This window comes from Paenibacillus sp. FW126-R14 (assembly GCF_058789495.1).
Map to the genome: position 1 here is coordinate 98624 of NZ_JBYTBS010000012.1, position 25966 is coordinate 124589.

Here is a 25966-nt window from a genome sequence, read left to right on the forward strand (position 1 = left end):
TCCTTAAGCAGATTGGGCAATGCCAAGAATCAGCTGCCCTGCATGAACTTGATCACCCGGCTTCACGCGGATCATAGAAACATAACCGTCGCAGGGAGCATGCTGCGGGAACTCCATTTTCATACTTTCAAGAATCGCCAATGGATCGCCTTTCTTCACTTGCTCGCCCGGCGACACGAGTACTTTCCACACGCTTCCCGGCATAATTCCGCGCACAGGGATTGTGCCTGCCGGCAGTTCATCTTCCGGCTGCTCGCTTGCCGTTTCTTGTTCGGACACATACTCCGCTAGGCCTTTCGCCTTCCAACTCTCCCGCTCTTCGCTGAACGCTGTTTGCTGCTGCTTGCGGAACGTCTCGGCACTTTCTTCAATAGAACTCAGGAACTGCACATATTCGCCTAAATCAAAGGTCGTCTCCCGAATTTCCGCTTCATAACGGCCGCGCGGGAAGTCTTCCCGCAGTTGAAGCAGCTCCTCTGCGCTCACTTCATAGAACTGGATTTGGTCGAAAAATCTCAGCAACCACGGCTTGCCTGCCTTGAAACTCCCCGTAGACCGCAGCCGATTCCACATCTGAATCGTTCGTCCGACAAACTGATAGCCCCCCGGTCCCTCCATGCCGTATACACACATGTAAGCCCCGCCGATGCCAACGGCATTTTCCGGTGTCCATGTACGAGCCGGGTTATATTTCGTCGTTACCAAGCGGTGCCGCGGATCAACAGGCGTTGCAACCGGAGCGCCTAAATACACATCCCCTAATCCAAGCACCAAATACTTAGCGTCAAAAACAATCTGCTTAACATCATTAATCGAACCTAATCCGTTAATGCGCCGAATAAATTCCAGGTTGCTCGGACACCAAGGAGCATCTGGCCGCACCCCTTGCTGATAGCGCTGAATCGCCAGCTGTGTCGCCGGATCATCCCAGGAAAGCGGCAGCCGCACGATGCGCGATGGCACACGGAATTGTTCGAGCGGCGGCAGGGCTGCGTCGATTGCTGCGACTTTGGCGCACGCCTCGCTGACTGTGATTTGAGCAGGATCGATATGGATTTGCAGCGAACGGATACCAGGCGTCAAATCCAACACCGGTATCTCGCCATTTTCCACGATCGCCTGCATCAAAGCTTGCACTTGGAAGCGCAGCAGCAAATCCAACTCGAGCTCACCATATTCCACAAGCAAGTTCTGGTCGCCGCAGCAGCGAATCGCAATCGGGAATCTGCGACCTGCCGCTTCATGGAACAAGAGAGGGTATTCCGGTGTGATCGCTTCATGAACTGCGGGAAGCGCACAGGGAGTCAGCCGCCCAAAGTCACCCTCGCCGATCGCCAACAAATTCCGTTCCTGCACTTCACGCAGAGCCTCCGCCTCCTGAAGCGTCAGCAGGTGAAAGCGAACTGTATCGCCGGGATGCAGCTGGCCCAGCTTCCAAAACTCCGCCGATGCCGTCGTCACCGGACAAACGAAACCGCCAAGACTGGGACCGTCCGGCCCGAGCAGGATCGGCATATCCCCCGTCAAATCCAGCGTTCCAATCGCATAAGCGTTATCGTGAATATTGGAGGGATGCAGCCCCGCTTCTCCCCCGTCTTCCCGCGTCCATAATGGCGCAGGCCCTTTCAAGCGAACCCCCGTCCTTGAGGAGTTAAAATGCACTTCCCAGCTCGTTGCCGTCAACTGCTCCAAATACTCCGCACGCAGGAATTCTCCCGTACAATGCGGTCCGGGGATGACGCCAATCGTCCACTCCCGCGTCATTGCAGGACGGTGCAGGACGGTGAGCTCCGCCCCATCCTGCACCGGGCTGCCGCCGGCGTTCACGCCAAGCACATCGCCGGTTCGCAGCGCACGGCCGCCGTGTCCGCCGAAGCCGCCCAACGTGAAGGTAGAGGAGCTGCCGAGAATCTTCGGCATATCGAAGCCGCCGCTGACCGATAAGTAAGTCCGCATGCCTTCTTTGGCTTCACCGAAGCTCAGCACTTGCCCGCGAGCCGCAAATACCGGCTTATACAGCGGAATGGCGGCTCCATCCAACTCGGCTTGCATATCCGCACCGGTGACGCAGAACCACAAATCGCTGCGGAACTTGTAGGAGCCTCCGCGCAGCGTCATTTCAAGCCCGGGGGCGTCATCCGCATTGCCGAGCAGCTTGTTGCCGATCCGGAACGAGAACGGGTCCATCGGTCCGCACGGCGGCACGCCCACATCCCAGTGGCGGATGCGACCGGGGTAATCCTGCACGGTCGTTTGAATGCCGCCATCTATGACTTCCAGCGCGCGTTCATCAGGCTCGAACGTGCGGAGCAGTTGCGTGAAGACATTCCCGTCCACACAATCCCGCTCTCCTAAAAGCGCCTGCAGATAGGACAGGTTCGTCGTGATGCCATACATACGCGTCTCGGACAGCGCATCGATCAGCTTCCGGATAGCGTCCATACGGTCTGTCCCGTGGACAATAATTTTCGCCAGCATCGGATCATACAAGGTCGTGACCGTCAAGCCGTCCCGCACCCATGTTTCATTGCGCGCCCCGCTCGCAAATACCGCACGATCCAGCTGGCCCGCACTCGGACGGAACTGCTGAAGGCAATCCTCCGCGTAGATCCGCGCTTGCATACTGTGACCGATCGGCCTGCGAATGAGCGATTGGATGTCCGTCAGCTCGTTCGCCGCTTCGCGCACCATCCACTCGACTAGATCAATACCGAGCACTTCCTCCGTCACGCCATGCTCGACCTGAAGTCTCGTGTTCACTTCCAAGAAGTAGAACTCGCACGTGTCCGGATCATACAAATATTCCACCGTCCCTGCGCTGCGGTAGCCCACTTCAGCCGCCAGACGCTTCGCTGAGGCGAACATCCTCTCACGCACGTCATCCGACAAATTGGGAGCTGGGCTTTCCTCAATGACCTTCTGGTTGCGGCGTTGAATGGAACAATCGCGCTCACCGAGCGTAACGATTTCCCCGAAATCGTTGCCGAAAATTTGCACCTCGACATGGCGCGCCCTGGCGATATATTTTTCAAGGAACATGCCGCCGTTTTTGAAATTCGTCTCCGCCAAATGACGCACACCGTCGAAAGCGGCTGTTAAAGCCGCCTCATCCGCACAGACGCGCATGCCAATACCGCCGCCTCCCGCCGTGCTTTTGAGAATAACCGGATAGCCGATCCGCGCAGCCTCTGCAAGGGCAACCTCCAGCTCTGTAAGGAGCGGCGTTCCCGGCAGCATCGGCACTCCGGCTTTCTCCGCTATTTCACGAGCGGAGTGCTTGAGTCCGAAGCATTCCATTTGTTCCGGCGTTGGCCCGATAAACACAATGCCATGCTCTCTGCAAGCGCGGGCAAAGCCGGCATTTTCGCTCAGAAATCCGTAACCGGGATGAATCGCCTCCGCGCCGGTTTCCAGCGCTGTTTTCAAAATCAGCTCAGCATTCAAATAGCTTTCCGCAGCCGGCCCCTCGCCGATCAGAACCGCTTCATCCGCTCCGTCGACATGCAGGCTGTCTTGGTCTGCCCCTGTATACACGGCAACGGAAGCCACACCGAGCTTGCGCAGCGTACGCTCAATGCGCACAGCAATAGCACCGCGATTAGCGATAAGTACTTTCGTAAACATCGTATCCACACCCCTTTGAATTTCTATTTCTCCCAAATAAGCACTTGAATCGGCGTTGGATTGTATGCATTGCAGGGATTGTTGAGCTGCGGACAGTTGCTGATGAGCACCATGGAGTTGCCCAGTGACTGAACTTCCACGTAGCAGCCGGGCGCGGAAACGCCGTCATCGAACTTCAAACCGCCTTCCGCCGTTACCGGCACATTCATAAAAAAGTTGATATTCGGCGCCAAATCCCGCTTCGTATAAGCCCCGCCGTGCTGTGCGAGCTGCAGCATGAAGGTATCCCGGCAGTTGTGCATCGACAGCTTGTCGTGCGAATAACGCACCGTATTGCTTTGAGCGGAGCACGAGCCTCCGACGGTGTCATGCCGGCCGCACGTATCCGCTACGATTCGGAGCAGCTCCTTGCCGGACTCCGCGCGCAGCACCGAGCCTGTGCTCAAATAAATATTGCCTTGGCCTGCAATCGTCGCCACAGCGCTGTAATGATCCTCCGGATGATCCCCATCGTAAAACAGCGTATCCGCCGCTTGGTTCCCCTCCAGATCGACAATGCGCAGCACTTGACCCGGCTTCAGCATGCGCATCCAACCGTCCCCCGCTTGAATGATTTCGCTATAAATGGCATCCTCGACGCTCCGAGGGCTTTCCACCCGATTAAATACAGCCATCTCCATTCCTCCTCATCGTTTTAATGTCCAAGCAAAGTGTGGTATTCCCATGTATTTTCAAAAGCGCGGCGGTTCTCCGGGCGATAATTGACACAAACATCATCCTCGCCTACAGGCTCAGCCTGAAGCACCTCCATTTTGACCGATACGGATGGGTATGAAATTCTGGGATCTAACGGATTAGGCGTATTCGACAGCACCAACAACGTATCCAACTCTGTCCGCAGCGCAACGCTCGCCCCAGCCGGGCAGTGGCCCGGGCTGAAATGCATCTCGCCCTTTTCATCGCAAAACACTTTCGAGAACAAGTTGAGAACAGGCATCATATCGCGCATGCTCAGCCCGTTACGGACAAGCTCTACGGCAAAGTTCTCCTGCCCGCTCCGCAGCCGCTCATTGCGCAGTTCCTGATACGTGGTCGGGCCATATTTGGCATCGGTCCCTGCACGGCTTGTGTATCCGCCAAGAGGATCATGCCAGCCTAGACTATCCTCCACGATGCTCGTGAGCACTCTTCCGTTGTCGCTCATGAGCACATGCCCTCGCGTCAAATGGGCGGTATACTGCGCCTTAAGCGTATCCGGCATATTGTAGCGCTCCGTCAAATCCCTCGCATGGAACAATTGGACAGACACATTCGCGCCAGCTTCCAGCGCCGTAAACCTGATCAATTTCCCTTTGCCAACCACGCCCGACCACTTGTCTCCCGGACCTATCGTCTTGCTCCACACATGTGCCATCGCAACCATCTCCTCCTGTGTTCTGGTTAAACAAAAAGGGAGACATCACAAGACATAAATTGTCTTGGTGATATCTCCCAGGTTTTTATCCTTCCGTGTCGCTCCTAGAACAGGAACGGTTTACTCTCGGACCAGCCCGGTCATACGCCGGCGGAACCCTAGTAAACAATCGTATTCGTTTATGTTAATAAACATAACATTGCTTCGATGAATATGTCAATAACTTCTATCATTTTTTCATTTTTCTTGCAAAACTCTTCTCACACTGCTTTTATTATGTTATATTAACTTACACAAAAGTAAGGCGGATAACATTTCATAAGAAATTCGTTTATAAACGCGTATTTAAGTAACAATTCATAACATACATGTTTTCTAGGGTTCCGTGAGCGCCTTAAGCCTCAGTCTGGTCCGAGAGAAAACGCACAGCTCACCCTGTGTTCACGGAGGGACAAAAGCCCGGGAGGATATCTGTTCATGAGATATCTCCTTGGCTTTTTTGCTTATCATCACCCTTCCGCTTGATCGCAGAACCACACAAAGGAGTGTTACCATCATGACAAACGAAGTCTCGCTGCGGAAATCCTTAAGTCTGTTTCAAGTCGTCTACATGGGGCTTGCGTGGATGACGCCTATGATTTATTTCTCCATCTATGGAATAGCCTACGAGAATGCCCATGGCATGCTGGCCCAGGCTTACTTGCTGGCTTTCATCGCTATATTTTTCACGGCGTACAGCTATGGCGTCATGTCTAAATCTTTTCCTACATCGGGCTCCGCCTACACCTATACGCAAAAAAGCATCCACCCCTACCTTGGCTTCCTCGTCGGCTGGGCGCTGCTGCTGGATTACTTTTTCTCCCCGATCATCGCTTGTCTTACCTTTGGCATCTATCTGCATGCGCAGTTCCCCTCCATTCCGGCTTACGTCTGGATCATTGGACTCAATATCGTCCTTGGCGCCGTCAATATGATCGGCATTCAATTTTCAGCCAATATCAGCAAACTGTTCGTCTGGATTCAAATCCTGTTTATTGCCGTTTTCTGCTTCTTCCTTGCCCGCAATTTGACGGGAGACGTTCATCCTATGGGAGTTTTCATGCAAAATGAAGTGCCGTTCTCCGCGATTTTGGCCGGAGCTTCGATGATTTGCTTCTCCTTCTTAGGCTTTGATACGGTTACCACCATGTCCGAAGAAACGGTAAACTCCAAGAAAACGATCCCTCGGGCTATCATGATTATCATTATTACGGCCAGCATCCTTTACTTGGTGCCGTCCGTTCTGACCCAGCTCATTTATCCGCACCTCACCTTCGTCAACGTGGATTCCGCCGGCTTCGAGATCGTGAAGCTTGTAGGCGGAGCTGCGCTTAGCTCCGTGTTTATTACCGTGCTCATACTCGCTATTTTCACCCAAGGCTTATCATCCGTAACGAGCGTTTCCCGCCTTCTCTATGTGATGGGACGCGATTCCATCCTGCCTAAACGGGTGTTTGCCTTTCTGCATCCGAAGTTCAACACGCCGGTCATCAACATCGCGATCGTCAGCTGCGTCTCCCTGCTGGCACTCGTAATCTCCTTGGACAATGCGGTCAAATTCGTCAATTTCGGGGCACTGACAGCCTTCTTCTTCGTGAACATCTCCGTCATTGCACAAAAGTACATCAAAGAAAAGCAGCGTTCCGTGAAATATACCTTCTTGTATCTGGCGCTTCCGCTTGCGGGAGCCGGCTTCATTGGCTATTTGCTGTCGCTGCTTGATGGGGACGCCTTATGGATGGGCGGCGTGTGGCTCATGATCGGAATTATGTATCATCTGATCCGGAGAAAAGCCAGCTCTGGAACTGGAACCGTACTCACCCCTAGGTCTATCCCTCATAAACCCATGCGTGCCTCCGGTACTATTGAATAAGAAAAAACCGAGCGAACTCAGGACCGTCTCCTGATCATCGCCCGGTTTATTTATTTGCGGTCGGCGGGGAATACAAGCCCCATCTGTTTTCTGGCCTCGTCCATAATCGCCATTGCGATGCTGGAATTGGCATGAGAGTTCGTTTCGGACTCTGACGCTCCGTTTTGGATCAGGCGGATGAACTCCTCCGCTTCGTAACGCATCGTTCTTGCGCTTTGCTCACGCGTCAGATTTTCCACAGAGCCGTCCCGGTAGCGGATTTCCACTTTTTCCGGCTGGTTGATTTTATCAATGACCATCGTTGCGTGCTCGCCCTGGATTTCCGCCGGCAAATAGGAGCTTGCGATTTTGGAATGCATAATGACCGCATCCATTTCTTTGTAGCTCAGCAGAAGACTGCCTTCCCCGTCAACGCCGGACTCCAGCAGCATGCCGCTTGCCTGCACGCGATCCGGGCTTCCGAACAATACCGCTAGCGGATAAATGCCGTACACACCAAGGTCCATCAAGGAGCCGTTGGAAAAAACGGGATTGAACGCATTCAGCACCGTACCCTGCTTATAGGCATCATAGCGCGAGGAATATTGGCAGTAGCTTGCAAAATAACGGCGGATTTTACCAAGTTTATGAATATTCTCTTGAATGGCTTTGAAGTTCGGCATGAGCGTGGATTTGAGCGCCTCCATGAACACAACCTTGTTGCTGCGCGCAGCCTCAATCATCTCGGTCAGCTCAGCCGTATTGGAAGCTGCCGGCTTCTCGCAAAGCACATGCTTCCCGTGGTTCATGCAGTGAACCGCATACTGGGCGTGCAGCGAGTTCGGACTCGCGATGTAGACCGCATCGAAAGCATCGCTTTGCGCGAAGGCATCCAGATCCGTAAACCTGTGCGGAGCTTCGAATTTGTTCACGAATTCCGCTGCCTTCTCTTCTGTGCGTGAATACACCGCCGTTAAAGCGAATTCCCCCGTCTCGCGGGCTGCGTGGATGAACTCTTCTGTAATCCAGTTGGTTCCTATTACGGCAAAACGTATCATAGTGTCTCCTTTGTTGTTAGGTTTTGGTTCTTTTTACTATACCTGATTTGAGAGGGTTGATAAAGGCTGGGCTTGGGATTTTTGCACATAGGATGAGATGGTTAGCTAGTAACTTTATCTATAGAAGGTTACGTATAACTCATCAACTTTCAACAATTTCACTACTTTCAAGGACATAGAAACTTCTATAGAATATAAAATGTCATCACGTACAAGTCTTCATAAAAATTAGTATTTACTAATATCAAGAGGAATGTGGGAGGATGAAGCATGAAGTATTCGTATTTAGGGAAATCCGGATTAAAGGTCAGCCAGCTCTGTTTAGGAACGATGAATTTTGGACCGGAAACGGAGGAAAAAGAAGCTTTTAGAATCATGGATGCCGCATTAGACGCGGGAATCAATTTTTTTGATACAGCTAACGTTTACGGTGGCGTGGAAAAAAGAGGCTGGACGGAAGAAATAATCGGACGCTGGTTTAAACAAGGCGGAGGCCGCAGAGAGAAAGTCATTCTGGCGACAAAAGTCTATGGAGACATGAACGATTCCCATGACGGGCCGAATGCGGAACGAGGATTATCCGCCTACAAAATCAGGCGTCATCTGGAAGCATCGCTCAAGCGATTGCAAACAGATCATATAGAACTGTATCAAATGCATCATATCGACCGCAACGTGAGCTGGGATGAGTTGTGGGGAGTGTTCGAATCCGCGGTCAATCAAGGGACCGTTGACTATATCGGCTCCAGCAATTTTGCAGGCTGGCATATCGCATGCGCCCAAGCCGAGGCCAAAGCCCGCCACTTCCTAGGTCTGGTCTCCGAGCAGCACATGTACAATTTACTGGCCAGATTGCCGGAGCTGGAAGTGCTTCCCGCTTCGGAGAAGCTCGGCCTTGGCGTCATTCCGTGGAGTCCGCTTGCAGGCGGATTGCTAGGCCGCAACGCCTTGGCCGGTACGGGCGCGCGCAGTGCGCGTTCCGCCGAGCGGGTTGAGAAGCACCGGAGCCAATTGGAGCAATTTGCAGCGCTCTGCAAAGAGATCGGTGAAAAAGAAGACGTTGTCGCCCTGGCTTGGGTATTGTCTCATTCGGCCGTTACCTCGCCGATTATCGGGCCGAGAACGATTGAGCAGCTTCAAGATTCCTTACGCGTCCCTGAAGTCACGCTAAGCGAAGAAACTTTGAAAAAGTTGGATGACATTTTCCCAGGCCCTGGTAAACCAGCTCCGGAAGCTTACGCCTGGTAAAACAGGATGATTCGGCACTGGAATTGGCCGTATTGGCCGATCCTGTGAAGCATGATTGAATTATAGACAAACCCTGGCCGACGGCCAGGGTTTTCTTTTTGATTGCATTCAATACATCGCTATGCGTATGTCTTAACTGGGAATGCAGAAATAGAGGCGATGCAAGCATGGCCCCTATTCCGATTCGTTTAATTTACGGTCAGGCTCAGATCGTCAAAGTGAATTATACCCGTCTGCTGCTTGTAAGCCTGCAGTACGACGCGAAGCTGATTGCCGGTCGGCGTGAAGGTGAGATTCAGCGTTTTGCTGCTGTTTGTAAAATCTTGCGCAATAATCTGCGAGCCATCATAGATGTACACGTAGCCGTACGTCGGATCGCCCGTGCTCCATATGCTGCCTGTGAGCTTATACGCTTGGCTCGGGGTTACGCTGACGACTTGCTCTACCTCGGCAATGTCCATCTGGCTTGGATGCAAGTTCAGCGTGCCGCCAGTGACGTCAGCTGCGCCCGTTTGATTGTTCTTCCAGCCTTGCGTCGAGCTGCTGACGAGACCTGAACTAAAATCTCCGTTCAGTAATAAGTTCGTTACAGCGCTGTTTGTCGTTACATTAAGCACACTGCTTGCTAGTGAAACATTGCCGGCCGCGTCCTTGGCTTTTACATAGAAGGTATACGCTGTCGCAGGCGTCAAGCCCGTAATCGACGTCGTTATTCCCGGCACAGTACTGTACAAACTGTTGTTCATATACACATCGTAGGAAACGACGCCAACGTTATCCGTCGAAGCTGTCCACGACAGGTTGATGCTGGTTGATGTTTTGGATGGCGACGCGAGATTCGTCGGCGGCGTCGGTGCTTGCGTATCTGGCGCAGCGGCATCGGTTGTGACGTTGAGTGCGCTGCTCGCCGGGGACACGTTGCCGGCGGCATCTTTGGCTTTCACCGTGAAGCTGTACGCTGTGCTTGGCGTCAAGCCGGTAATCTGAGCCGATGTGCCCGTTACGGTGCTGTTGTAGGTATTGTTCACGTACACGTCATAGCCGGTTACGCCAACATTATCCGTCGAAGCCGTCCAGGCAAGGCTTACACTGGTTGAAGTCTTCGCAGGAGACGCGACCCCGGTAGGTGCCGTTGGCGGGACGGTATCTCCCGTTTGCGGCGCGCTGCACGGGAATATACAGTAGCCCGGATATTCCTCGTTCGCTGCCCATCCCGCCATCGGATACGATTCTTGCTGCGCCACTGCACCCGAAGTGCTGTACGGCTTGAAGTTCACGTAATCGATCAGCAGCTGTGCTTTATCGAAGTTCGCTTTGCCGCCCCAATTGCGCGGGAACCAGTAGCCGAGCCAGAGACGTCCCGGCTTGGTTGGCACGAATTCACCTGCTGTCGCCGTATATTTGGTGACGCCATCCACCATAAACTTCACATAAGGCGCGATATTGTTCGCCGGGTCGGCGATTTGCCAAATGATTTTATACGTATGCCATTGATCGTCCGACACGTTCATGCCCAGATCCGTGTAGTTTGTGTGATACTCGTTATCGTTTTCGCCCTGCCACGTGTTGAATAACGCTTTGTTAAAGGTCATGCCCGTATGGGTTGGCCCCGGACGGCCCGGGAATTCCATATCGATCTCGTTATTGCTCACCCAGTAGTCTGCGTTCGGATCGGCGCCCATCTGCACGGCTTCCGGACTGGTGACATCCATCTCCTGATAATGGAACGTCCAGATAGCCGGTACAGCGCCGTGCGGCAGCCCTTCGCCATTAGACCCGGCAATGACTTTCGGGATTTTCATCCGGACTTCGTACTCGCCGGAGCCGTAATAGTTCGAGGTCGCAATGGCGGCCCCAACCCGTTTGCCGTCATTGCGCGGTACGCCCTTCGCATTAATGCCCAGCGGCAAGCCGTTATAGTAATCGCCGTGCGCCTCCAGCACAAGGTGGCCCTGGCCGTCGAGCTTGACGTTGTCCGGATGCACGCCGCCGTTCCAGCTTTGCCCGTTCACGCCGGAGTTGCCCAATTGGCCGCCCCAGTTCTTCTTGGCGACTTTCCATTTGCTCGAATCGAGCCGGCTGCCGTCAAAATTGTCCCGGAACTCGCCCTTTGTCGTGCCCCAACGCGTATTGATCGCAGCTGCCGTCATCGGGCGGAAGTCGGAATCCGCCCATCCGTCGTCCGGGAACGTTTCCGGCATCCAGGTGTCGTTCGGCTCGTGGTACGGCTCGAATTCAAAGTAATCGACCGCCATTTGCTTCACATCAAAGTTGGCGGAAGCCCCTGCCCACGCATCCGGGAACCAAACGCCCAGCCACAGCCGTCCGGCATTGGTCGGGAGCGTCGACGTGTTCGTTGCGATGTAGGTATCGTCGATATAATAGTCGACGCGAGGCGTTTCCCCGTTGCCGCCGGTATGCCAGCGATATTCGAAATTATGATAGCTGCCGTCCGCTACGTTGATGCCTTTGGCGGCCAGATTCGCATAGATCGTCGTATATTCGTTGTCGCCTTCTCCCGTGAACGTATTGAGCAGCGCGCGGTCGTACGTCTGTCCCGTATGTGCGCCGCCCGGTCTGCCCGGAAGCTCAATGTCAATTTCATGGTTGTATGCGTAGTATTCCGGATACACGCCGCCAACCGGCTGCAAGCGTCCTTCCTTAAACGCACGGACATATTCCGGATCGCCCTTCGCCACTCCGTTGGTCACGGAGCCGTAATACTCCTGGTAGTGGAAACTCCACATCGTGGAGGCGACGCCGAGATCGGGAATGATTTTCGCCCGCATCGTGTAGCGGCCCGAGCCTAAATACGCCTTCGTGGCAATGGCGGCGCCAACGCGCTTATTGCCCCGCTGAACGGTGTCCACATTGTAGGCGAGATTGTACGGCGATACGTCTTCTTTGCTCTTGTTCGGCTTATACAAGCCCTTCACCGGGCCATTGTACAAATCCCCATGCGCTTCCAGAATCAGATTGCCGTTCTCCACTTTCACATTCTCCGGCACGACGCCGTTGTTTTTAAGACCGCCCCACTGCTTGGAGGCAATGAGCCATTTGTTCGGATCCAGCGTATTGCCGTTAAAATCTTCTCTGAAAATCCCTGTGTTCTCATGCCCGTAATAATCGTAGGCTTGTGCCTGATGGTGCGTGAACAGGCCGCTGACCGCCGATGACAGCAGCACGAGCGAGCAGACTTGCGACATGAATTTCACTTTTTTACCTTTGGCCCATTGGATCATCATTTGACGCATCATGATTCCCGTCCTTTCTTTGACTGCAGCTTCCTGTAACCCTCCCTGACCTTTCCGTTCGTTCGCTGACACGTATCCGAGCCTCACCTCCTTTCGATTCCAACCGACGGGGCCTTACTGCGGCATCACCGCTGCCGCCCGCACCTTCAGCGGATGCAGCTTGGTGAGCACAATTTCCTCCGCCTCCGCCGTGCGCATCCAAGGCTCGCACCAAAGAATCGCCTCGCGCTCCCACAGCTCCGCCTTATTCAGCCACTCCGCCAGCTTTCTCTGACCCCGCTGCAAAATAACATCGCTGGCCAGCGGCTTCTTCCTGCCGCCAAACAGCTTCCACTCGACGTCCCGGAGCGCCGTCTCCAGCTCCAGGGCCAGCTCGCCATGCTGCGCAGCGAGGCGAAGCCCTTGCACATACCGCAGAAGCGGCTCGCTCGCGGGGGTGCATGCGTCAAGCAGGCGCTGCGCCGCCTGCGCATACTGCGGCTTGCGGGAAGCCGCCGCCTGATCGATCCAGCGCAGCGCCTGCAGCAGCCGGGCGTCGCCTTCGGCAAAATGCTGCGTCCAGCGCGCATCCAAATCGTCCCGCGCCATCGCCGTATGCCAGGCGCAGCCGGCATGCGCCCACTGCGGGTACCAGCCGGTTTCCCATGGCTCGATCGAGGGTGACATCGAGTAGAAACGCGTCCAAGCGGAGGCTATGACGCCGCTCAAACCGCCCGTTTGGGCAGCCACCGCCCAGGAAGCGACATTGCTCACGCGCTCCTCCTGCTGCGCGAACCATTGGTTCGTATGATCCGCTCCGCGCACGCAGGAGACGCCGAATACCTCGCCGACATGCTCCCGATACGCGCCGATCCAAGGCAGATTCAGCCTGCCATACAGCGGATACTCGCCTTCATCCCAATACTTGCGGATCAGTTCCTGCTCCGCCTCGGGCAAATCCTCCAGCCAATAGGACTGCGGGATTTTTCCGGGGTCTTTCACCAGCCACCTCTTGGAGGTGTAGTACCGCCCGCCCCACCAGACCCAATTGCTGCGGCCTGTTTCGTAGTAGCTCCAGGCGCTGACCGCCGTTCCTTGCGGCAGCTCGCTCATGCGATCCAGACATTTCTCCGAATGAAACATATCGTCCCACATGATCGGCGTTCTGCCCTGCTGAAGCACATACGCCGCCGCCTGCTTCACGTAGTCGAGAAACAGATCCTCCTTGGATCGCCCGGCTTCCGCTTCCAGCCAGCTTTGGCAGCGCTTGCAACATCCCAAGGCCAGCGCCTCGTCGGCGCCGATATGGATATACCGGGAGTTCGGGTGCATGCGAATGACTTCATCGACCATTCGCCCAAACAGCTGCAGCGATTCGGGGTGGCTCGGACAGAATTGAAAAGTCAGACCGTCTTCGCGCAGATGCGCATACGCCTCATGCTCCAGCACGTAATCCAGATGACCGATGCACTGGACGACGGGAATGATGTCCATGCCATAAGCCTCGGCGGTTTGCAGCAGGGCCCCAATCTCTTCACGGGTATAACCGTCAGACCGGTGGACGTGCGGAATGTCCGCATAGGGGAATTGATCTTCATATTCGATAAGAAGAGTGTTGATTTTTAGCCGGGCTAAGCGTTCAATCGTTTCTTGCACATAAGGCATTCGGGGAACGCTGCCTTTAAAATCCAGATGATGCCCACGGAGGGCGACATCCGGCCAATCCTGCACCGTAACGGCAGGAATCTCACGCTGCTCGTTATCACTGGCTCCAGCCGCTCTCATCCACGCCTGCAGCCACTGCTCCAGCGTAAACCAGCCGTAAAGAAAACCGCGTGCCGTATTCGCTCCAATGCTCATCCCACTCGGCCTAACCGAACAGACATAACCATCGGCGTGGTCTGGAACCGGCATAACCGGCATACTTGGCTGCCCAACTGCCTCATCCGGGAAGATATGCTGACCGCTATTCTGAACAGCGGTCAGCAGCAGCCGGGACTCCCCTTCTTCCCGGAATTCCACTTGAAGCCCGCAACGCGTCTCCAGATACGCAGCCATCAGGCGCGCTGCCGGTATCGCATCCTTGCCAGCATGCAGCACCAATCCCGAACGGGATAAAAGAAATGCTCCGCTTTCTCCCTCGACCCGCTTCACTTCCGGGTAAAAGGGCCAACTCTCGCAGCTTGTCATGCCGCACCTCCTTTATACATGTCCGGCCGGCATCTCATTGCCGGCCGGTTCACCCATCTTATTTAATGCCCATTTGCTGCGCTTTATCGTTCACTTCCTGCACGACCTTGTCGAGACCCTTGCCTTTATAGGCATCGACTTCCTTATTGAACATCGACTCGACGCTGTCGCTGCCGAGCATAATTTTGATCAACATATCCGAGTTAATGACGGAGAATTTGTCTTTGGCCGGCGTGGAAACCAGCGTCAGTTCCGGCGAGAAGCTTGGAATTTTGGTTTGCGTTTTGACGAATTTCATGTAGTCGATAGCATTCTTCTGGAGGTCCTTGTTCACCCAGCTTTGATCGTTCGGATCGTCCACCGTGTAAGGTGTTTCCCAAGTAGCTAAGGTGTTGAAAACGAGCGTGCTCGGATACTTTTCGCTGATCGCGACTTTCGGATCCGTCGGCACAATTTTGGCGCCGTCCATTTTGTAATCGACATTCTCAAGACCGAAGCTGACCAGGCGTTTGCCTTCGTCGCTCAGGAGGTAATCGTACAGATCCAGCACGCGTTCCAGCTTCTTGTCGCTCATTTTGGCGTTGAAGTAGCTTTCCGACCAGTAAGTTTTAAATACCGGATGGTACCGGTTTCCATCGGCGCTGACGAGCGGCTTGAGCGCTTTGACGGCGTCGGTAAACTTTTTGTCCGGATACACTTTCTCGAAGCGGTCCTTCTGAATTTTCTTGTAGCCGTTGATGTAACCGCCGCTTACGACGATGGCAGCCGCTTTGCCGGAAGCGAATTTCTCGTAGTGCTGCTCGCCTTTGAGCAGCGGCAAGTCTTTGTCGACGATGCCGGATTTGAACCAGTCGCGGGCCATGTTCAGCGTTGGCAGGGACGTTTTGCTGAAGACAGCTGGAATGAACTTGCCGTCTTCCTTGATCCATTTGGAATCGGCGCCGCTGCCGTCCGATGTCGCGAGCGGATTGCTGTACGTCCAGAATACGTCAGGGGCCGTCTTCGGCAGACCGGTTAAGCCAACCGGCTTTTTCCCTTCCGGATTGGCGCTGACGATTTTGACCATCATATCCTTGAACTCGTCGTACGTATCCGGCTCTTTCGTCACGCCAGCCGCCTGCGCCCAATCCCAACGGTAAAAAATGACGCGGTCATTCGCGTTGTAATCGAGCGACGGATACGTCCGTCTCGGGATGCCGTAGAACTGGCCTTTGATTTTGGTCGCTTGAATGTCGGCGACATCGAGGTATTTGGACAGGTTCTTGTAGGCGGAGAGATCCTTCGGCAGCGCTTTGACGACGCCTTGATTCACCCAGTTGTAGAAGGTCGGCGTGCCAATCGCGTCGATGGAGAAGATGTCCGGCAAGGAGTCGGAAGCCGCCCATAGATTGATTTTTTGCGCGTAATCGTCCCAGGTGATGCCCACTGGCTTGAAGGTGACGTTGAATTTCTTGGAAAGGAATTGGTAAAGGGCATCATCCTTCGCCTTGGCAAGGCCCGATTCGACATCCCAGATTGCGAGCGAAAGCTCGACCGGATCTTTGTACTTATCTGCCGCCGCCTCCGGCGTGTTGGCCGCCGTTCCTGCCGTTGGCGCCGCGCTCGGCGATTCCTTAGGGGCGTTACCTGCGCTGCAAGCGGTAAGCGATGCAGCAACGAGGACGGCAAGCACTGACGTCGCTGCACTTTTTTTGAACATGTTCATGAACATGACCTCCTTTTTTATATGGAAAAACTGTGCGTTGGCACAGCCCCTTGACACCCCTGGGCTACTCTTTCAGGGAACCGACCATGATGCCGCTGGCAAAATGCTTTTGCAGAAACGGGTAGACGAGAATGATCGGCAAGCTTGTTACGATGACGGAGGCCATCTGCACGCCTTGCACGTAAATGCTCTTGCTGTCGCGAATGGCGGCGCCGATAGAGCCGATGTCGGTGTTAAAATTGATCAGCAGCTCGCGCAGCAGAATCTGCAGAGGCACTTTGCTCGGCGAATGAATGAACAGCAGCGAATTGTACCACTCGTTCCAGCGCTCCACGGCGTAGAACAAGGCGAACGTCGCGATGAAAGGCGCGGAGATCGGCAGAATGATTTTGACCAAAATATACAGGTCGTTGGCGCCGTCCATCTTGGCGGATTCCTCCAGGCTTTCCGGCAGATTATTAAAGTAATTTTTCATAATGATGAGATAGAACGTGTTAATGGCGACCGGCAAAATCATGGCAAACAGATTATCGATTAATCCGATATCCTTGATGAGCAAATACCAGGGAATCAGCCCGCCATTGAAAAACATCGTAAAAATAATGAGCGTCAGGAACAGATTGCGTCCCGGCATGTTCTTTTTGGACAAGGCATAGGCGCCTGTAACCGAGAAAAACAGATTGACAGCCACGCCGACGACGGTGATAAACACCGTAACGCCTAAAGCGTTGAAAAACTGATCCTCGCTCAGAATCGTTTTGTAATTCGTCAGCACGAACGAGGTCGGCAGCAGGTACACTTTGGTGCTCGTAATGGCCTCGAAAGAAGCGAAAGATGAAATGAGCACGGTATAGAACGGAAATAACGAAATGATTGCGAACACGGCGAGCAGTACATGCCGGATGACGATGAGCCAAGACAGCTTGGGTCTGGCGGACGACGGCGTGATCGCTGGTGCGGTTGCAGATGCGGATGCGGTTGAATTCACGGCCTCTCCCCCTTTTTAGAATAGCCCCTGCTCGCCAAAACGCTTCACGACGAAGTTGGCGGTGAGCAGCAGCAGCATGCTGAGCACGGACTTGATGAACCCGGCTGCGGCCAACAGGCCGAAGCTGCTGCCCATGGACAGCGTGGATCGAAGGATGTACGTGTCCACCGTATCTCCGACTTCATACACCGGTGCGCTGTACAGGTTGTAGATTTGATCGAAGCTGACGTTCATCATCATGCCGACAGTGAGAATGAACAGGATGGCTACGGTCGATTTGATGCCGGGCCAAGAAACGTGCAGAATCTTCTTGAACTCGCTGGCGCCGTCCATTTCAGCCGCCTCGTACAGCTCCGGGTTAATGCCGGCGAGCGCTGCCAAATAAATGATGGAGTCCCAGCCGACTTCCTTCCAAATGTGCGTGATGTATACGACAGAGCGGAACAGCTCCGGATTCGTCAGCGGCGAGGAAGGATCCAGCCCCAACAGGCCAAGAATCTGATTGTAAACGCCCTGCGAACCCAGCATGTTGGTCACGATCCCGCCAAGCACGACCCAGGAGATAAAGTGCGGAAACGTGAACACCGTCTGGTACAGCTTCTTGAGCCGCTGTCTGGCAATCTGATTCAGGAGCAGCGCCAGAATAATTGGAATCGGGAAGTGAAACACCAGCTTGCCAAAGGATATGATGATTGTATTCTTGAGCGAGATCAGATACTGGCTGTCGTTCAGAATGTCTTTAAAATTCTGCAGCCCGACCCAAGGGCTCCCGCCAATGCCTTTGCTGAAGCTGTAGGTCTTGAATGCCAGCGTCAACCCGTACATCGGCACATAGCAGAACACGATATACCAGGCGAGGATGGGCAGCACCATGAGGTAAAAATATTTGTGAAAAACGATTCTTCTCCACAGACCGGACTGCCTCCCCGCACGCGCGTTCAAGACAAGTTTCGTTGTGGTTCCCATACGAGCCCTCCTTGCATTTCGGTTAATGTCTTTACAATTCCTTAATCCCATGGTAAGCGATTTCATGCTAACGACGTATAGACATATCTAGGCTGATCTATGGAGACATTCAGCTTTGTAGATATGCCTTTTTTTTACATCGTAGAATTGTACATAGCGGAGTTAAGAATTGTCGACATTAGGCTCGGAATGTTTAGCTTGGCAAGTCAGAACCGGCTTACTGGCTGCGCTTACGGTATTCGGACGGGGTAAGGCCGGTCAGCTTTTTGAAAATTTTCGTAAAATAAAAATAGTCGTTAAACCCGCATTTCTCGCTGATTTCCTGAATGGCAAGCTCCGGCTGTCTGAGCAGGGAAGTCGCGTAATCGATGCGCAGCTTGGCGATGTATTCGGTGAAGTTGACGCCCATTTCTTTTTTGAAAAGGTGGCTGACATAGTTCGGCGTCACGTAAAATCGCTTCGAAATTTCTCCGACGTTCACATCGCGATAAAAGTTCTCCGCCACATATTTCACAATCTCCCGGATCGTCTGGTGCCCGATATCCGCATAGTCGCTCGTCGGCATTGCCGTCATATGCTGCTTGATCTGGCGGCACAGCACGCTAAGCATGTCGCTTACGTTCGGGAATAAGGACGGGAGCTGCTCGTAATGGTCAATCTCGTAGTCGAGATGCAAGCCCAGCCTGTCGCCGGCGATATACACAATCTGCGCATACGCTGTGTAGGCGTCTTTAATGGTCGCACTCTGCGCTTGAAGAAAATGGGCGAGCTCTTCAAAAGCAGCGTCAACCCGCTTGAGATCCTGGCTGGCGACGGCTTCCGCAATCCGGCCGACCGGGAGCTTTCTCTCTGTGGAAGGCGGTGTCGCGCTGTAGCATCCTTTGGCCCCGGCGATAAAAAAATGGAATGCCGCCAAATTCGCCGCCTTCAGGGCGGCTTTCACCTCTTGCAGCCGGAATATCGGCTCGGCGCAGCCGATGGCCGCATTAGGGTTCATGGCCAGCCGGGCCTGAAAAGCATTCGCATGCTGCCCATTCACAAGGAACACCATCTTGCTCGGGCCTGTCTTGAGCGCCGCATATGGATACGGCGGCAGCGGCGACGCGACCGGTCCGATTACCTCAAATACCGCCAGCTCCCGCTCGGGATCGACGCCTTCCTGGCGCAGGCAAGCCGCAACGACCGCCAGCTCTTCCTCCGTTTCGCCGTAGATCGCGTCGATCAGCTCCGGCGTCTCGCGCCGTTCGCCGCTTTCCAGCTTGCGCTTCGCCTTCAACAGGCAGTCCCTCAGCTCGCTCTCCTCGAACGGCTTCAGGCAGTATCCGATGGCCCCGTACTGAATCGCCTTCTGGGCATACACAAATTCGGCGTGGCCGCTCGCCACGACAAACTGAATGCCCGCAGCCAGCGCCGAGGCACGTTTGATCAGTTCCAAGCCGCTCATGCCGGGCATCTTGATGTCCGTGAACACTAGCTGCGGCCTGTTCGCCTCGATCATGGACAGCGCCTCGTCGGCGCTCCGGGCATCCCCGGCCAGCTCAAAGCCGTAAGCCTCCCAGTCGATGCTTGACTTGAGGCTATGGATGACCCACTCTTCGTCATCGACGAGCAGTACTTTATACATAAGCTCCCTCCTTGTATGGCAGCACGATGAGAACCTCGGTTCCTTCGTTTTCCTTGCTGACGACAGTCAGACCGTAGCCATCTCCGCATGCGAACTTGATGCGATGATGGACATTGACGACCCCGACGTGGAGCTGTTGTTCTCCGCTCGGGGTGATGAGCCTCTGCGCCGTTTCCTCTGTCATGCCGGCGCCGTTGTCGCGCACTCGCAGCAAGAGCTTGCCGTCAGGCGCTGCTTCCGCCTGAATCAGCAGCTCGCCCCTGGCCGTTAACGGCTCCAAGCCGTGAATGATCGCATTCTCGATGATCGGCTGAAGAATCATGCGGGGAACGAGGCAGGAGGTCGGATCCGTCCGAATATCCCACTTCACATCGAAGCGATCCTTGAACCGTGCCTGCTGAATACGCAGGTACGCGCTGGCGATATCCAGCTCCTGCCGGAGCGGCACCTCTTCCGCGCCCTTGATGCTGTAGCGGAACATCCGGCTGAGATCCTGGACGGTGTCCTTGATTTCCGGGACGCCCCGGATCGCGGCCATGCCTTTAATCATTTCAAACGTATTGTATAGAAAATGCGGATTGATCTGGCTCTGCAGGAAGCCGAGTTCGGCCTTCTTTTTCTCCACTTCGGATCGGTATAATTGAACGTTGGTTTGAATGAGATCCTGGGTGAGCGTATCGATTTCTCCGAACATCTTGTTTAATTTGTGAGAAAGAATGGACATTTCGAGATAACCGTCCAGATGAATGCTTTGCTTGAGCGTAACGGATTGCTGCGTGCGGATGTCTGTAATGAACCCCGATAGTTGCCTGATCGGTTTCAGCAAGTTATTCATGATGAGGGTAAACGGCAGCGAGAGGATGAACATGGCGGTCAGCAGCAGAAAGATGACCTTGATGCGAAGCGCCCTGATCTCGGCGTACAGCGCTTTCTCCGACACAGCGCTGATAATCGTGCCGCCGAGCGCGGGCAGCGCCTCCGTCTGGACGATGTGGCGGTCGCCATCCAGCATCAGGGTCGTTTGTCCTTGCGCCGCTTCAGCGGTGCGCAGGAAGTCCGCGACGTCCTTGCCGGGGGTGCCGGCATTGGTGGAGAACAATTGATGGTCGCGATCCATCAGATAAAATTTCATCGGCTCGCCCCCGATCGCCGGGAACGACAGCGGGGCGACCTCTTTGGCGTCAATGACCAGATAGCAGTAGCCGATCTGGGTGCCGATCGTTTCCGGCTCATAGGCGGAGTAGATCGACAGCCCGGCGATGAAGAAGTTGCTGCCCGAGATGTTCGAGCCGTATTTCACTTCCCTCAGCCCCGTGATGAACGGCGTGGAGCTGAATAAGGACTGATAGCGCGTTACGTACTCATTGCCGCCGAAGGTGCTGTAAAAGTTCCCGGAATTGCCAATGACGATAACATCGACGATCCCGTCCTTCATCAGCCTGGCGTTGTTGAGGACGCTGCCGATTTTTTTGCTGATTTCATATTTCTTGCCGTAATCCTGCTCCAGCATAAATTCCTGCATATCGGGATTGTAGGCGATGTTCATTAGGATATTGTCGACGCTGCTGCGGTAAGACGCGACGTCGTGCTGAATCTGCGAGATGATGTTGGCCGTGTACTCTTCGTTTTTTTGCTTAATGATCTTCGTATTCTGCGTGTAGAAGACCGCAAAAATGACCACAAGCAGCACAAACGTCGAGGCCGCCAGAAAAACGAGCTGCTTCCTAATCGGCAACCTGTTCAGCCATGGCATGCTCTTCCCCCTCTGCCGACGAATTTTGGCGAAATATCAAATGAAATTCGCTTGCGAGGTAGAAATTCCTTCTGACGGGGACATATTTCGTTTTCATTTTGAATCGCTTAAGGATTGGCCGCTTTTCTGTCCCCCCTTGACATGAAACCAAAAGGTTTCGTATAATCCATTATGAAACCTTTTGGTTTCGTTTTATAAAACACATAACCATCACTCAATGGAGGTATTTTGTAATGAGCAACCAAACCAACCTACTGCCAGACATCAAGCAAACGTTAGTCTTTAATGCACCGATCCAGAAAGTATGGAATGCCGTTGCCACTTCCGAAGGAATCGCAGCTTGGTTCATGCCGAATAACTTCAAGCCGGAAGCCGGCTATGAATTTCACTTGGTAGCCGGACCTTTCGGCAACTCCCCTTGTAAAGTAACGGACATTACGCCACCTAACCGTCTTTCTTTCTCCTGGGGCAAAGATTGGTCGCTCACTTTCGAATTGACGGATCTGGACGGCAAAACGGAATTCACTCTCATTCACTCCGGCTGGGATGCGGATAAAGTCACTGAGTTCGGCCAACCGCACACAGCGATTCGCGAAAACATGGCGCAAGGCTGGACTGGGCTGGCTCAGAAGCTCACCGCTTACGTCGAGGCGTAAGATGGCAGTCCCATCGCAGAAACATGATGTGTTTCAAGCGATCGCCGATCCGACCAGGCGTCAGGTGCTGAAGCTGCTTCGTGAGCAGGAGCTGCCCGTCACGGTGATCTCCGGTCATTTCCCGATGAGCCGCACCGCGGTATCCAAGCATCTGCGCATTCTGTCCGATGCCGGGCTGGTGAAAGAGCGGAAAGTCGGCCGCGAGACCCGTTACAGGCTGGAAGCGGAACCCTTGATGGAGCTCAAGCGTTGGCTGTCTTATTATGAGCGTTATTGGGAAAACAAATTAAACGCGCTCAAAAGATTCGTGGAGTCGGACGACGAGGAAGACGGGAATCCCTTTTCCGCGCTGGAATTGGCCGATCCTGCGAAGCATAATTGATTTATGACGAAACCTGGCCAATGGCCAGGTTTTTCCTTTTGATCTGTTCAGTAAGACTATTTTCTATGTTGTACTAAGTGCATTATTTTGACCGTGATATGCCCTAATCATTCCTCTATGCTGCACTTTATACAACTTTTCGGGCCGAAATCAGCAGGTTCCGAGCCATTTGGGATAAAATGATTGCACTTAGTACAATGAGAGTAAGAGTAGCAAGGCACGAAGCGCTTATATGTTGTACTAAGTGCATTATATAAGCACGCTGATGGTTCCCGGGGGTAGAGGGACATCTCCATTGCCGTTTTCAACAGAAGCATGGCTTGTTTTATCCGCATTATCGGGAATACTATGCCTTGATCTGCTGCCAATTGTTCCTCCTCCTCTTCCGCGCTTACTAAAAGTAAACAACTTACTTGACCGATAGAAATTTATGACGTAGTATTAGTTACATAAAGTAATTAAATTATTTAATGTAATTAAAAGGAGTGACAAATCATGATTTCACCTATATTTGTAGGGCATGGGTCCCCCATGATGGCTATTCAAGATACAGCGTGTACCGAATTTCTTTTGGATTATGGAAAAAAGGTTTCACCCAAAGCGATCGTTATTTTCACAGCTCATTGGGAAACAGAGGTCCTCACCGTCTCTTCTACGGATGATGTGTATGAAACCATCTATGATTTCGGCGGGTTTCCGAAGGAGCTTTTCCAAATCAAGTATGCGGCAAGAGGAAATAAGGCGCTAGCCGCTAAGCTGGCCGAACGGTTCCAAGCCAAAGGCATCCAAGTGAACTTGGATTCCCATCGCGGGCTTGATCACGGCTCCTGGGTGCCGCTGCTGCGCATGTTCCCTACTCCCGTGTGCCCGGTGATTCAAGTATCCGTGAATCCTTACCTGCCTCCCGCGGAGCAGTACCGCATTGGAGAAGCGCTGCGCGGCCTCGATCAGGAAGATATCCTGATTATCGGCAGCGGCGCAACCGTGCATAACCTGCGCGCGCTGAATTGGAATGCCACCGAGCCGGACGCTTGGGCTGTCGCTTTCGACGACTGGCTCGTACAGAACATGCAAGCGCAGAACCTGGACGCATTGTTCAACTACGCGGCTGAAGCTCCAAATGCGCGCATGGCTGTGCCGCGGCCGGAGCATTTCATTCCACTTTATATCGCAATGGGCAGCGGCGACCCGGCGCGTACGCCGCAAATCATTCACCGCAGCTATGAAGTCGGTTCGCTGAGCTATCTGTCCGTATCCTTTTAACATGAGCATAAAAAAAGAGACCCACAGCAACGGGCTGCGGGTCTTAAGTATATATATATTAAAAGGGGGTCGAATTTCATTATAGGTTCCGAACCTTAAGCCCAGATGAAAACAAGATTGCAGTTCCATTACAAATGATGGTTATTTGTTTACAAGCTGTTATTTTTCTTTGACCGGAATGTAGATATCCATTTGAATTTCATTGTGCTTGAAAGAGTGGCTGCGCTCGTCATACAGCTCAAACTCCATGCCGCCTGCATGCTCAAGGCCCGAATGAGGGAACCATTCTTCAAAAATAGACTTCCACGTGCTCTGAATGGATGCCACAAACTGATCTTGCGTTACCTTAGGCGTCGTAAATACGGCATACCTGGCCTCCGGAAATTCGCGGCACACCAGATCCTCGGGCACCCCCTCGAAGCTCGTAGCTTCCATCCCGATCAAATAAGTTAAATCCCCGGTTTCCATGTTGAAATCCGTGCAAAGCCCGAGCTCAACCGGTGAATCCGTGTGAACGCGGTTGCCGATACGGTCGCCCTTATTCTCTTGCAAATACGAGGTCCAAAAGGCGGGAATATCGCGGTGATTTTGCCCCTCCTTGCAGGACGTCTTCAGTTCATACCCGATTAGCTTGAAAGCCGGCTTCGTTTTCAATTGATATTCCATGCGTATGCCTCCTAAATAGGGATTGAATTTCCTTTGCAGCACATTCGCTTTGGCATATAAAGGCGTCATAATGCCCTGTTTCCGGTACGCAAGGGGCGTACGCTCAAACACCTTTTTGAATGCCCGGGTGAAATTCTCGTGGGACTGGAATCCATGGTTCAGGGCGATATCGATCAGCTTGTGATTCGTATGGGCGATTTGGTAGGCTGCTCTCGCCAGTCTTCTTTTGCGCACGTAGTCCATCACAGCTTCTCCCACCATGCTTTGAAAGACTCTATGAAAATGGAACTCCGAGAAACAAGCTACACGCGAGAGCCCCTCCACGGACAAAGGCTCCGCAAGGTGTTCCTCAATATGATCCAACGTCGCCTGAATCTGCGCCTCGTAATCGGTGCCCATCGCTTCTCCCCTCCAGCTGCTAACCACAGTGTACGTGATTTAACCTATCTATTCTTGACGTTTCTTGCTAAAAAGAGTCTCCGCCCGGACGCCGGTCATTCGAAGCGATCACTTCCAGCTGCCTTTCGAAGCAACCGAATGGGTCGTGTACTGTTGATTGTCCTTAATTTCCAGGCAGTTGATTTGGAAGCCGTACGCGCATCCGCCGTCAATGCCGATTTTATCGCGGTCAAACCACACATCCGCTTTCCCGTGAATATCTCTGGCTGGGGTGTGGCCGAAAACGACCGTTTTTTTCACAACTGTCCGCTGCTGGACAAAAGGTGCCCGAATCCACAAAAAGTCCCGTTCCGGCTGGGTTTTCCAGTCCGTATAGGCGGGATTCAGCCCGGCGTGAACATAGATGTGTCCCTCGTCCTCATGATAGAGCGGAAGACTGTTTAGAAAAGCTATATGATCGCCGCAAGTTCCCAAAATCCGCTCTTTGGATTTCTTCAAATCAAGATCGTCGCTTCCGCAGAAACTTTTGAACGTTTGGATCCCGCCATGTTCGAAAAATTTCATTTCCGTCAGCGGATCTATATCGCCAAGCACGTCTACGAACCGCTGGTCATGATTGCCTTTGAGCGCAATCGCTCCCTTTTCCCGGACTAAGCTCATCACGTATTCCACCGCTCCCCGACTGTCCGGGCCGCGGTCTACATAATCTCCCAGCAGGACAAGTTGGTCTTCCTCAGCATTGAAATTGACTTTTACAAGTAATTGCTTGAATTCCTCCACACAACCATGTATATCGCTTACGACTAACGTTCGTTTCATCTACTGCACCCCCTGATGTCATGCTTCATGCCCTATGAATCTATCTACCTTATTCTATTTTATCATAGGGATTCCCTGTCTTGAACG

18 protein-coding genes and 2 riboswitches are annotated in these 25966 nt (G+C 53.4%); of the genes, 5 read left to right on the forward strand and 13 right to left on the reverse strand.

What is annotated here, in order from left to right:
* Positions 1 to 3: 3 nt before the first annotated feature.
* From uca to AC3WRW_RS11145, 3 genes are read right to left on the reverse strand one after another with little or no spacing between them, the layout of a single operon-like run.
* The gene (gene uca, locus AC3WRW_RS11135) at positions 4 to 3624 is read right to left on the reverse strand and encodes an urea carboxylase (protein ID WP_492546384.1); all 3621 of its coding nucleotides are present in this window, start codon (positions 3622 to 3624) and stop codon (positions 4 to 6) included.
* Between the two features lie 23 nt (positions 3625 to 3647).
* Positions 3648 to 4298 (reverse strand): urea amidolyase associated protein UAAP2, encoded by a 651-nt coding sequence (locus AC3WRW_RS11140; RefSeq protein WP_492546385.1) that lies wholly within the window; start codon positions 4296 to 4298, stop codon positions 3648 to 3650.
* Positions 4299 to 4318: 20 nt separating this feature from the next.
* Positions 4319 to 5038 (reverse strand): urea amidolyase associated protein UAAP1, encoded by a 720-nt coding sequence (locus AC3WRW_RS11145; RefSeq protein ID WP_492546386.1) that lies wholly within the window; start codon positions 5036 to 5038, stop codon positions 4319 to 4321.
* 72 nt (positions 5039 to 5110) lie between these two features.
* Positions 5111 to 5211, reverse strand: a riboswitch (guanidine-I (ykkC/yxkD leader).
* A 191-nt stretch (positions 5212 to 5402) separates the two neighbouring features.
* Positions 5403 to 5506: riboswitch (guanidine-I (ykkC/yxkD leader) on the forward strand.
* Positions 5507 to 5594: 88 nt separating this feature from the next.
* Between AC3WRW_RS11145 and AC3WRW_RS11150 the strand changes: the two genes are divergently transcribed.
* A complete protein-coding gene (locus AC3WRW_RS11150; protein ID WP_492546387.1) occupies positions 5595 to 6950 on the forward strand; it encodes an APC family permease in 1356 nt (451 codons plus the stop codon).
* Between the two features lie 50 nt (positions 6951 to 7000).
* Here AC3WRW_RS11150 and AC3WRW_RS11155 read toward each other — a convergent pair whose 3' ends face one another.
* Complete coding sequence (locus AC3WRW_RS11155) at positions 7001 to 7987, reverse strand: Gfo/Idh/MocA family protein (RefSeq protein WP_492546388.1); 987 nt, start codon at positions 7985 to 7987, stop codon at positions 7001 to 7003.
* Between the two features lie 270 nt (positions 7988 to 8257).
* Here AC3WRW_RS11155 and AC3WRW_RS11160 point away from each other — a divergent pair, with 270 nt between their 5' ends.
* Positions 8258 to 9235 carry an aldo/keto reductase gene (locus tag AC3WRW_RS11160; protein WP_492546389.1) on the forward strand — a complete coding sequence of 326 codons (978 nt, stop codon included), beginning with the start codon at positions 8258 to 8260 and terminating at the stop codon, positions 9233 to 9235.
* Positions 9236 to 9423: 188 nt separating this feature from the next.
* Here the strand turns inward: AC3WRW_RS11160 and AC3WRW_RS11165 are convergent, their stop codons facing one another.
* The 7 genes from AC3WRW_RS11165 to AC3WRW_RS11195 all read right to left on the reverse strand — a co-directional run bounded on the left by AC3WRW_RS11165 (position 9424) and on the right by AC3WRW_RS11195 (position 21694).
* Complete coding sequence (locus tag AC3WRW_RS11165; RefSeq protein WP_492546390.1) at positions 9424 to 12561, reverse strand: fibronectin type III domain-containing protein; 3138 nt, start codon at positions 12559 to 12561, stop codon at positions 9424 to 9426.
* 42 nt (positions 12562 to 12603) lie between these two features.
* Positions 12604 to 14658, reverse strand: coding sequence for a family 20 glycosylhydrolase (locus AC3WRW_RS11170; protein ID WP_492546391.1), 2055 nt, complete (start codon positions 14656 to 14658; stop codon positions 12604 to 12606).
* A gap of 58 nt (positions 14659 to 14716) precedes the next feature.
* Positions 14717 to 16363: a type 2 periplasmic-binding domain-containing protein gene (locus tag AC3WRW_RS11175; RefSeq protein WP_492546392.1), complete on the reverse strand. Its 1647-nt coding sequence runs from the start codon at positions 16361 to 16363 to the stop codon at positions 14717 to 14719.
* Between the two features lie 64 nt (positions 16364 to 16427).
* Entirely contained in the window at positions 16428 to 17351 is a 924-nt protein-coding gene (locus AC3WRW_RS11180) for a carbohydrate ABC transporter permease (protein WP_492546393.1), read from the reverse strand.
* A gap of 15 nt (positions 17352 to 17366) precedes the next feature.
* Entirely contained in the window at positions 17367 to 18317 is a 951-nt protein-coding gene (locus tag AC3WRW_RS11185; protein ID WP_492546394.1) for an ABC transporter permease, read from the reverse strand.
* Positions 18318 to 18534: 217 nt separating this feature from the next.
* The gene (locus AC3WRW_RS11190; protein ID WP_492546395.1) at positions 18535 to 19941 is read right to left on the reverse strand and encodes a response regulator transcription factor; all 1407 of its coding nucleotides are present in this window, start codon (positions 19939 to 19941) and stop codon (positions 18535 to 18537) included.
* Complete coding sequence (locus AC3WRW_RS11195; RefSeq protein ID WP_492546396.1) at positions 19934 to 21694, reverse strand: sensor histidine kinase; 1761 nt, start codon at positions 21692 to 21694, stop codon at positions 19934 to 19936. The genes AC3WRW_RS11190 and AC3WRW_RS11195 overlap by 8 nt, the downstream gene beginning before the upstream one ends.
* Positions 21695 to 21927: 233 nt before the next feature.
* Between AC3WRW_RS11195 and AC3WRW_RS11200 the strand changes: the two genes are divergently transcribed.
* From AC3WRW_RS11200 to AC3WRW_RS11210, 3 genes are all read left to right on the forward strand, one after another.
* Positions 21928 to 22350, forward strand: a complete 423-nt coding sequence (locus AC3WRW_RS11200) for an SRPBCC family protein (RefSeq protein ID WP_171684528.1) — start codon at positions 21928 to 21930, stop codon at positions 22348 to 22350.
* 1 nt (position 22351) lies between these two features.
* Positions 22352 to 22732, forward strand: a complete 381-nt coding sequence (locus tag AC3WRW_RS11205) for an ArsR/SmtB family transcription factor (RefSeq protein WP_492546397.1) — start codon at positions 22352 to 22354, stop codon at positions 22730 to 22732.
* Positions 22733 to 23227: 495 nt separating this feature from the next.
* Positions 23228 to 23995, forward strand: a complete 768-nt coding sequence (locus AC3WRW_RS11210; RefSeq protein WP_492546398.1) for a DODA-type extradiol aromatic ring-opening family dioxygenase — start codon at positions 23228 to 23230, stop codon at positions 23993 to 23995.
* 159 nt (positions 23996 to 24154) lie between these two features.
* Here the strand turns inward: AC3WRW_RS11210 and AC3WRW_RS11215 are convergent, their stop codons facing one another.
* Both AC3WRW_RS11215 and AC3WRW_RS11220 read right to left on the reverse strand, forming a co-directional pair.
* Positions 24155 to 25060 carry a GyrI-like domain-containing protein gene (locus tag AC3WRW_RS11215; RefSeq protein ID WP_492546399.1) on the reverse strand — a complete coding sequence of 302 codons (906 nt, stop codon included), beginning with the start codon at positions 25058 to 25060 and terminating at the stop codon, positions 24155 to 24157.
* A gap of 108 nt (positions 25061 to 25168) precedes the next feature.
* The gene (locus AC3WRW_RS11220) at positions 25169 to 25879 is read right to left on the reverse strand and encodes a metallophosphoesterase family protein (protein ID WP_492546400.1); all 711 of its coding nucleotides are present in this window, start codon (positions 25877 to 25879) and stop codon (positions 25169 to 25171) included.
* Positions 25880 to 25966: the final 87 nt, after the last annotated feature.

Coding starts and splice junctions, on each gene's coding strand:
- AC3WRW_RS11220 (WP_492546400.1), bottom strand. CDS start 25,879: ATGAAACGAACGTTAGTCGTAAGCGATATACATGGTTGTGTGGAGGAA.
- AC3WRW_RS11190 (WP_492546395.1), bottom strand. CDS start 19,941: ATGTATAAAGTACTGCTCGTCGATGACGAAGAGTGGGTCATCCATAGC.
- AC3WRW_RS11160 (WP_492546389.1), top strand. CDS start 8,258: ATGAAGTATTCGTATTTAGGGAAATCCGGATTAAAGGTCAGCCAGCTC.
- AC3WRW_RS11215 (WP_492546399.1), bottom strand. CDS start 25,060: ATGGGCACCGATTACGAGGCGCAGATTCAGGCGACGTTGGATCATATT.
- AC3WRW_RS11210 (WP_492546398.1), top strand. CDS start 23,228: ATGATTTCACCTATATTTGTAGGGCATGGGTCCCCCATGATGGCTATT.
- AC3WRW_RS11155 (WP_492546388.1), bottom strand. CDS start 7,987: ATGATACGTTTTGCCGTAATAGGAACCAACTGGATTACAGAAGAGTTC.
- AC3WRW_RS11145 (WP_492546386.1), bottom strand. CDS start 5,038: ATGGCACATGTGTGGAGCAAGACGATAGGTCCGGGAGACAAGTGGTCG.
- AC3WRW_RS11205 (WP_492546397.1), top strand. CDS start 22,352: ATGGCAGTCCCATCGCAGAAACATGATGTGTTTCAAGCGATCGCCGAT.
- uca (WP_492546384.1), bottom strand. CDS start 3,624: ATGTTTACGAAAGTACTTATCGCTAATCGCGGTGCTATTGCTGTGCGC.
- AC3WRW_RS11150 (WP_492546387.1), top strand. CDS start 5,595: ATGACAAACGAAGTCTCGCTGCGGAAATCCTTAAGTCTGTTTCAAGTC.
- AC3WRW_RS11200 (WP_171684528.1), top strand. CDS start 21,928: ATGAGCAACCAAACCAACCTACTGCCAGACATCAAGCAAACGTTAGTC.
- AC3WRW_RS11185 (WP_492546394.1), bottom strand. CDS start 18,317: ATGGGAACCACAACGAAACTTGTCTTGAACGCGCGTGCGGGGAGGCAG.
- AC3WRW_RS11175 (WP_492546392.1), bottom strand. CDS start 16,363: ATGAACATGTTCAAAAAAAGTGCAGCGACGTCAGTGCTTGCCGTCCTC.
- AC3WRW_RS11195 (WP_492546396.1), bottom strand. CDS start 21,694: ATGCCATGGCTGAACAGGTTGCCGATTAGGAAGCAGCTCGTTTTTCTG.
- AC3WRW_RS11140 (WP_492546385.1), bottom strand. CDS start 4,298: ATGGCTGTATTTAATCGGGTGGAAAGCCCTCGGAGCGTCGAGGATGCC.
- AC3WRW_RS11170 (WP_492546391.1), bottom strand. CDS start 14,658: ATGACAAGCTGCGAGAGTTGGCCCTTTTACCCGGAAGTGAAGCGGGTC.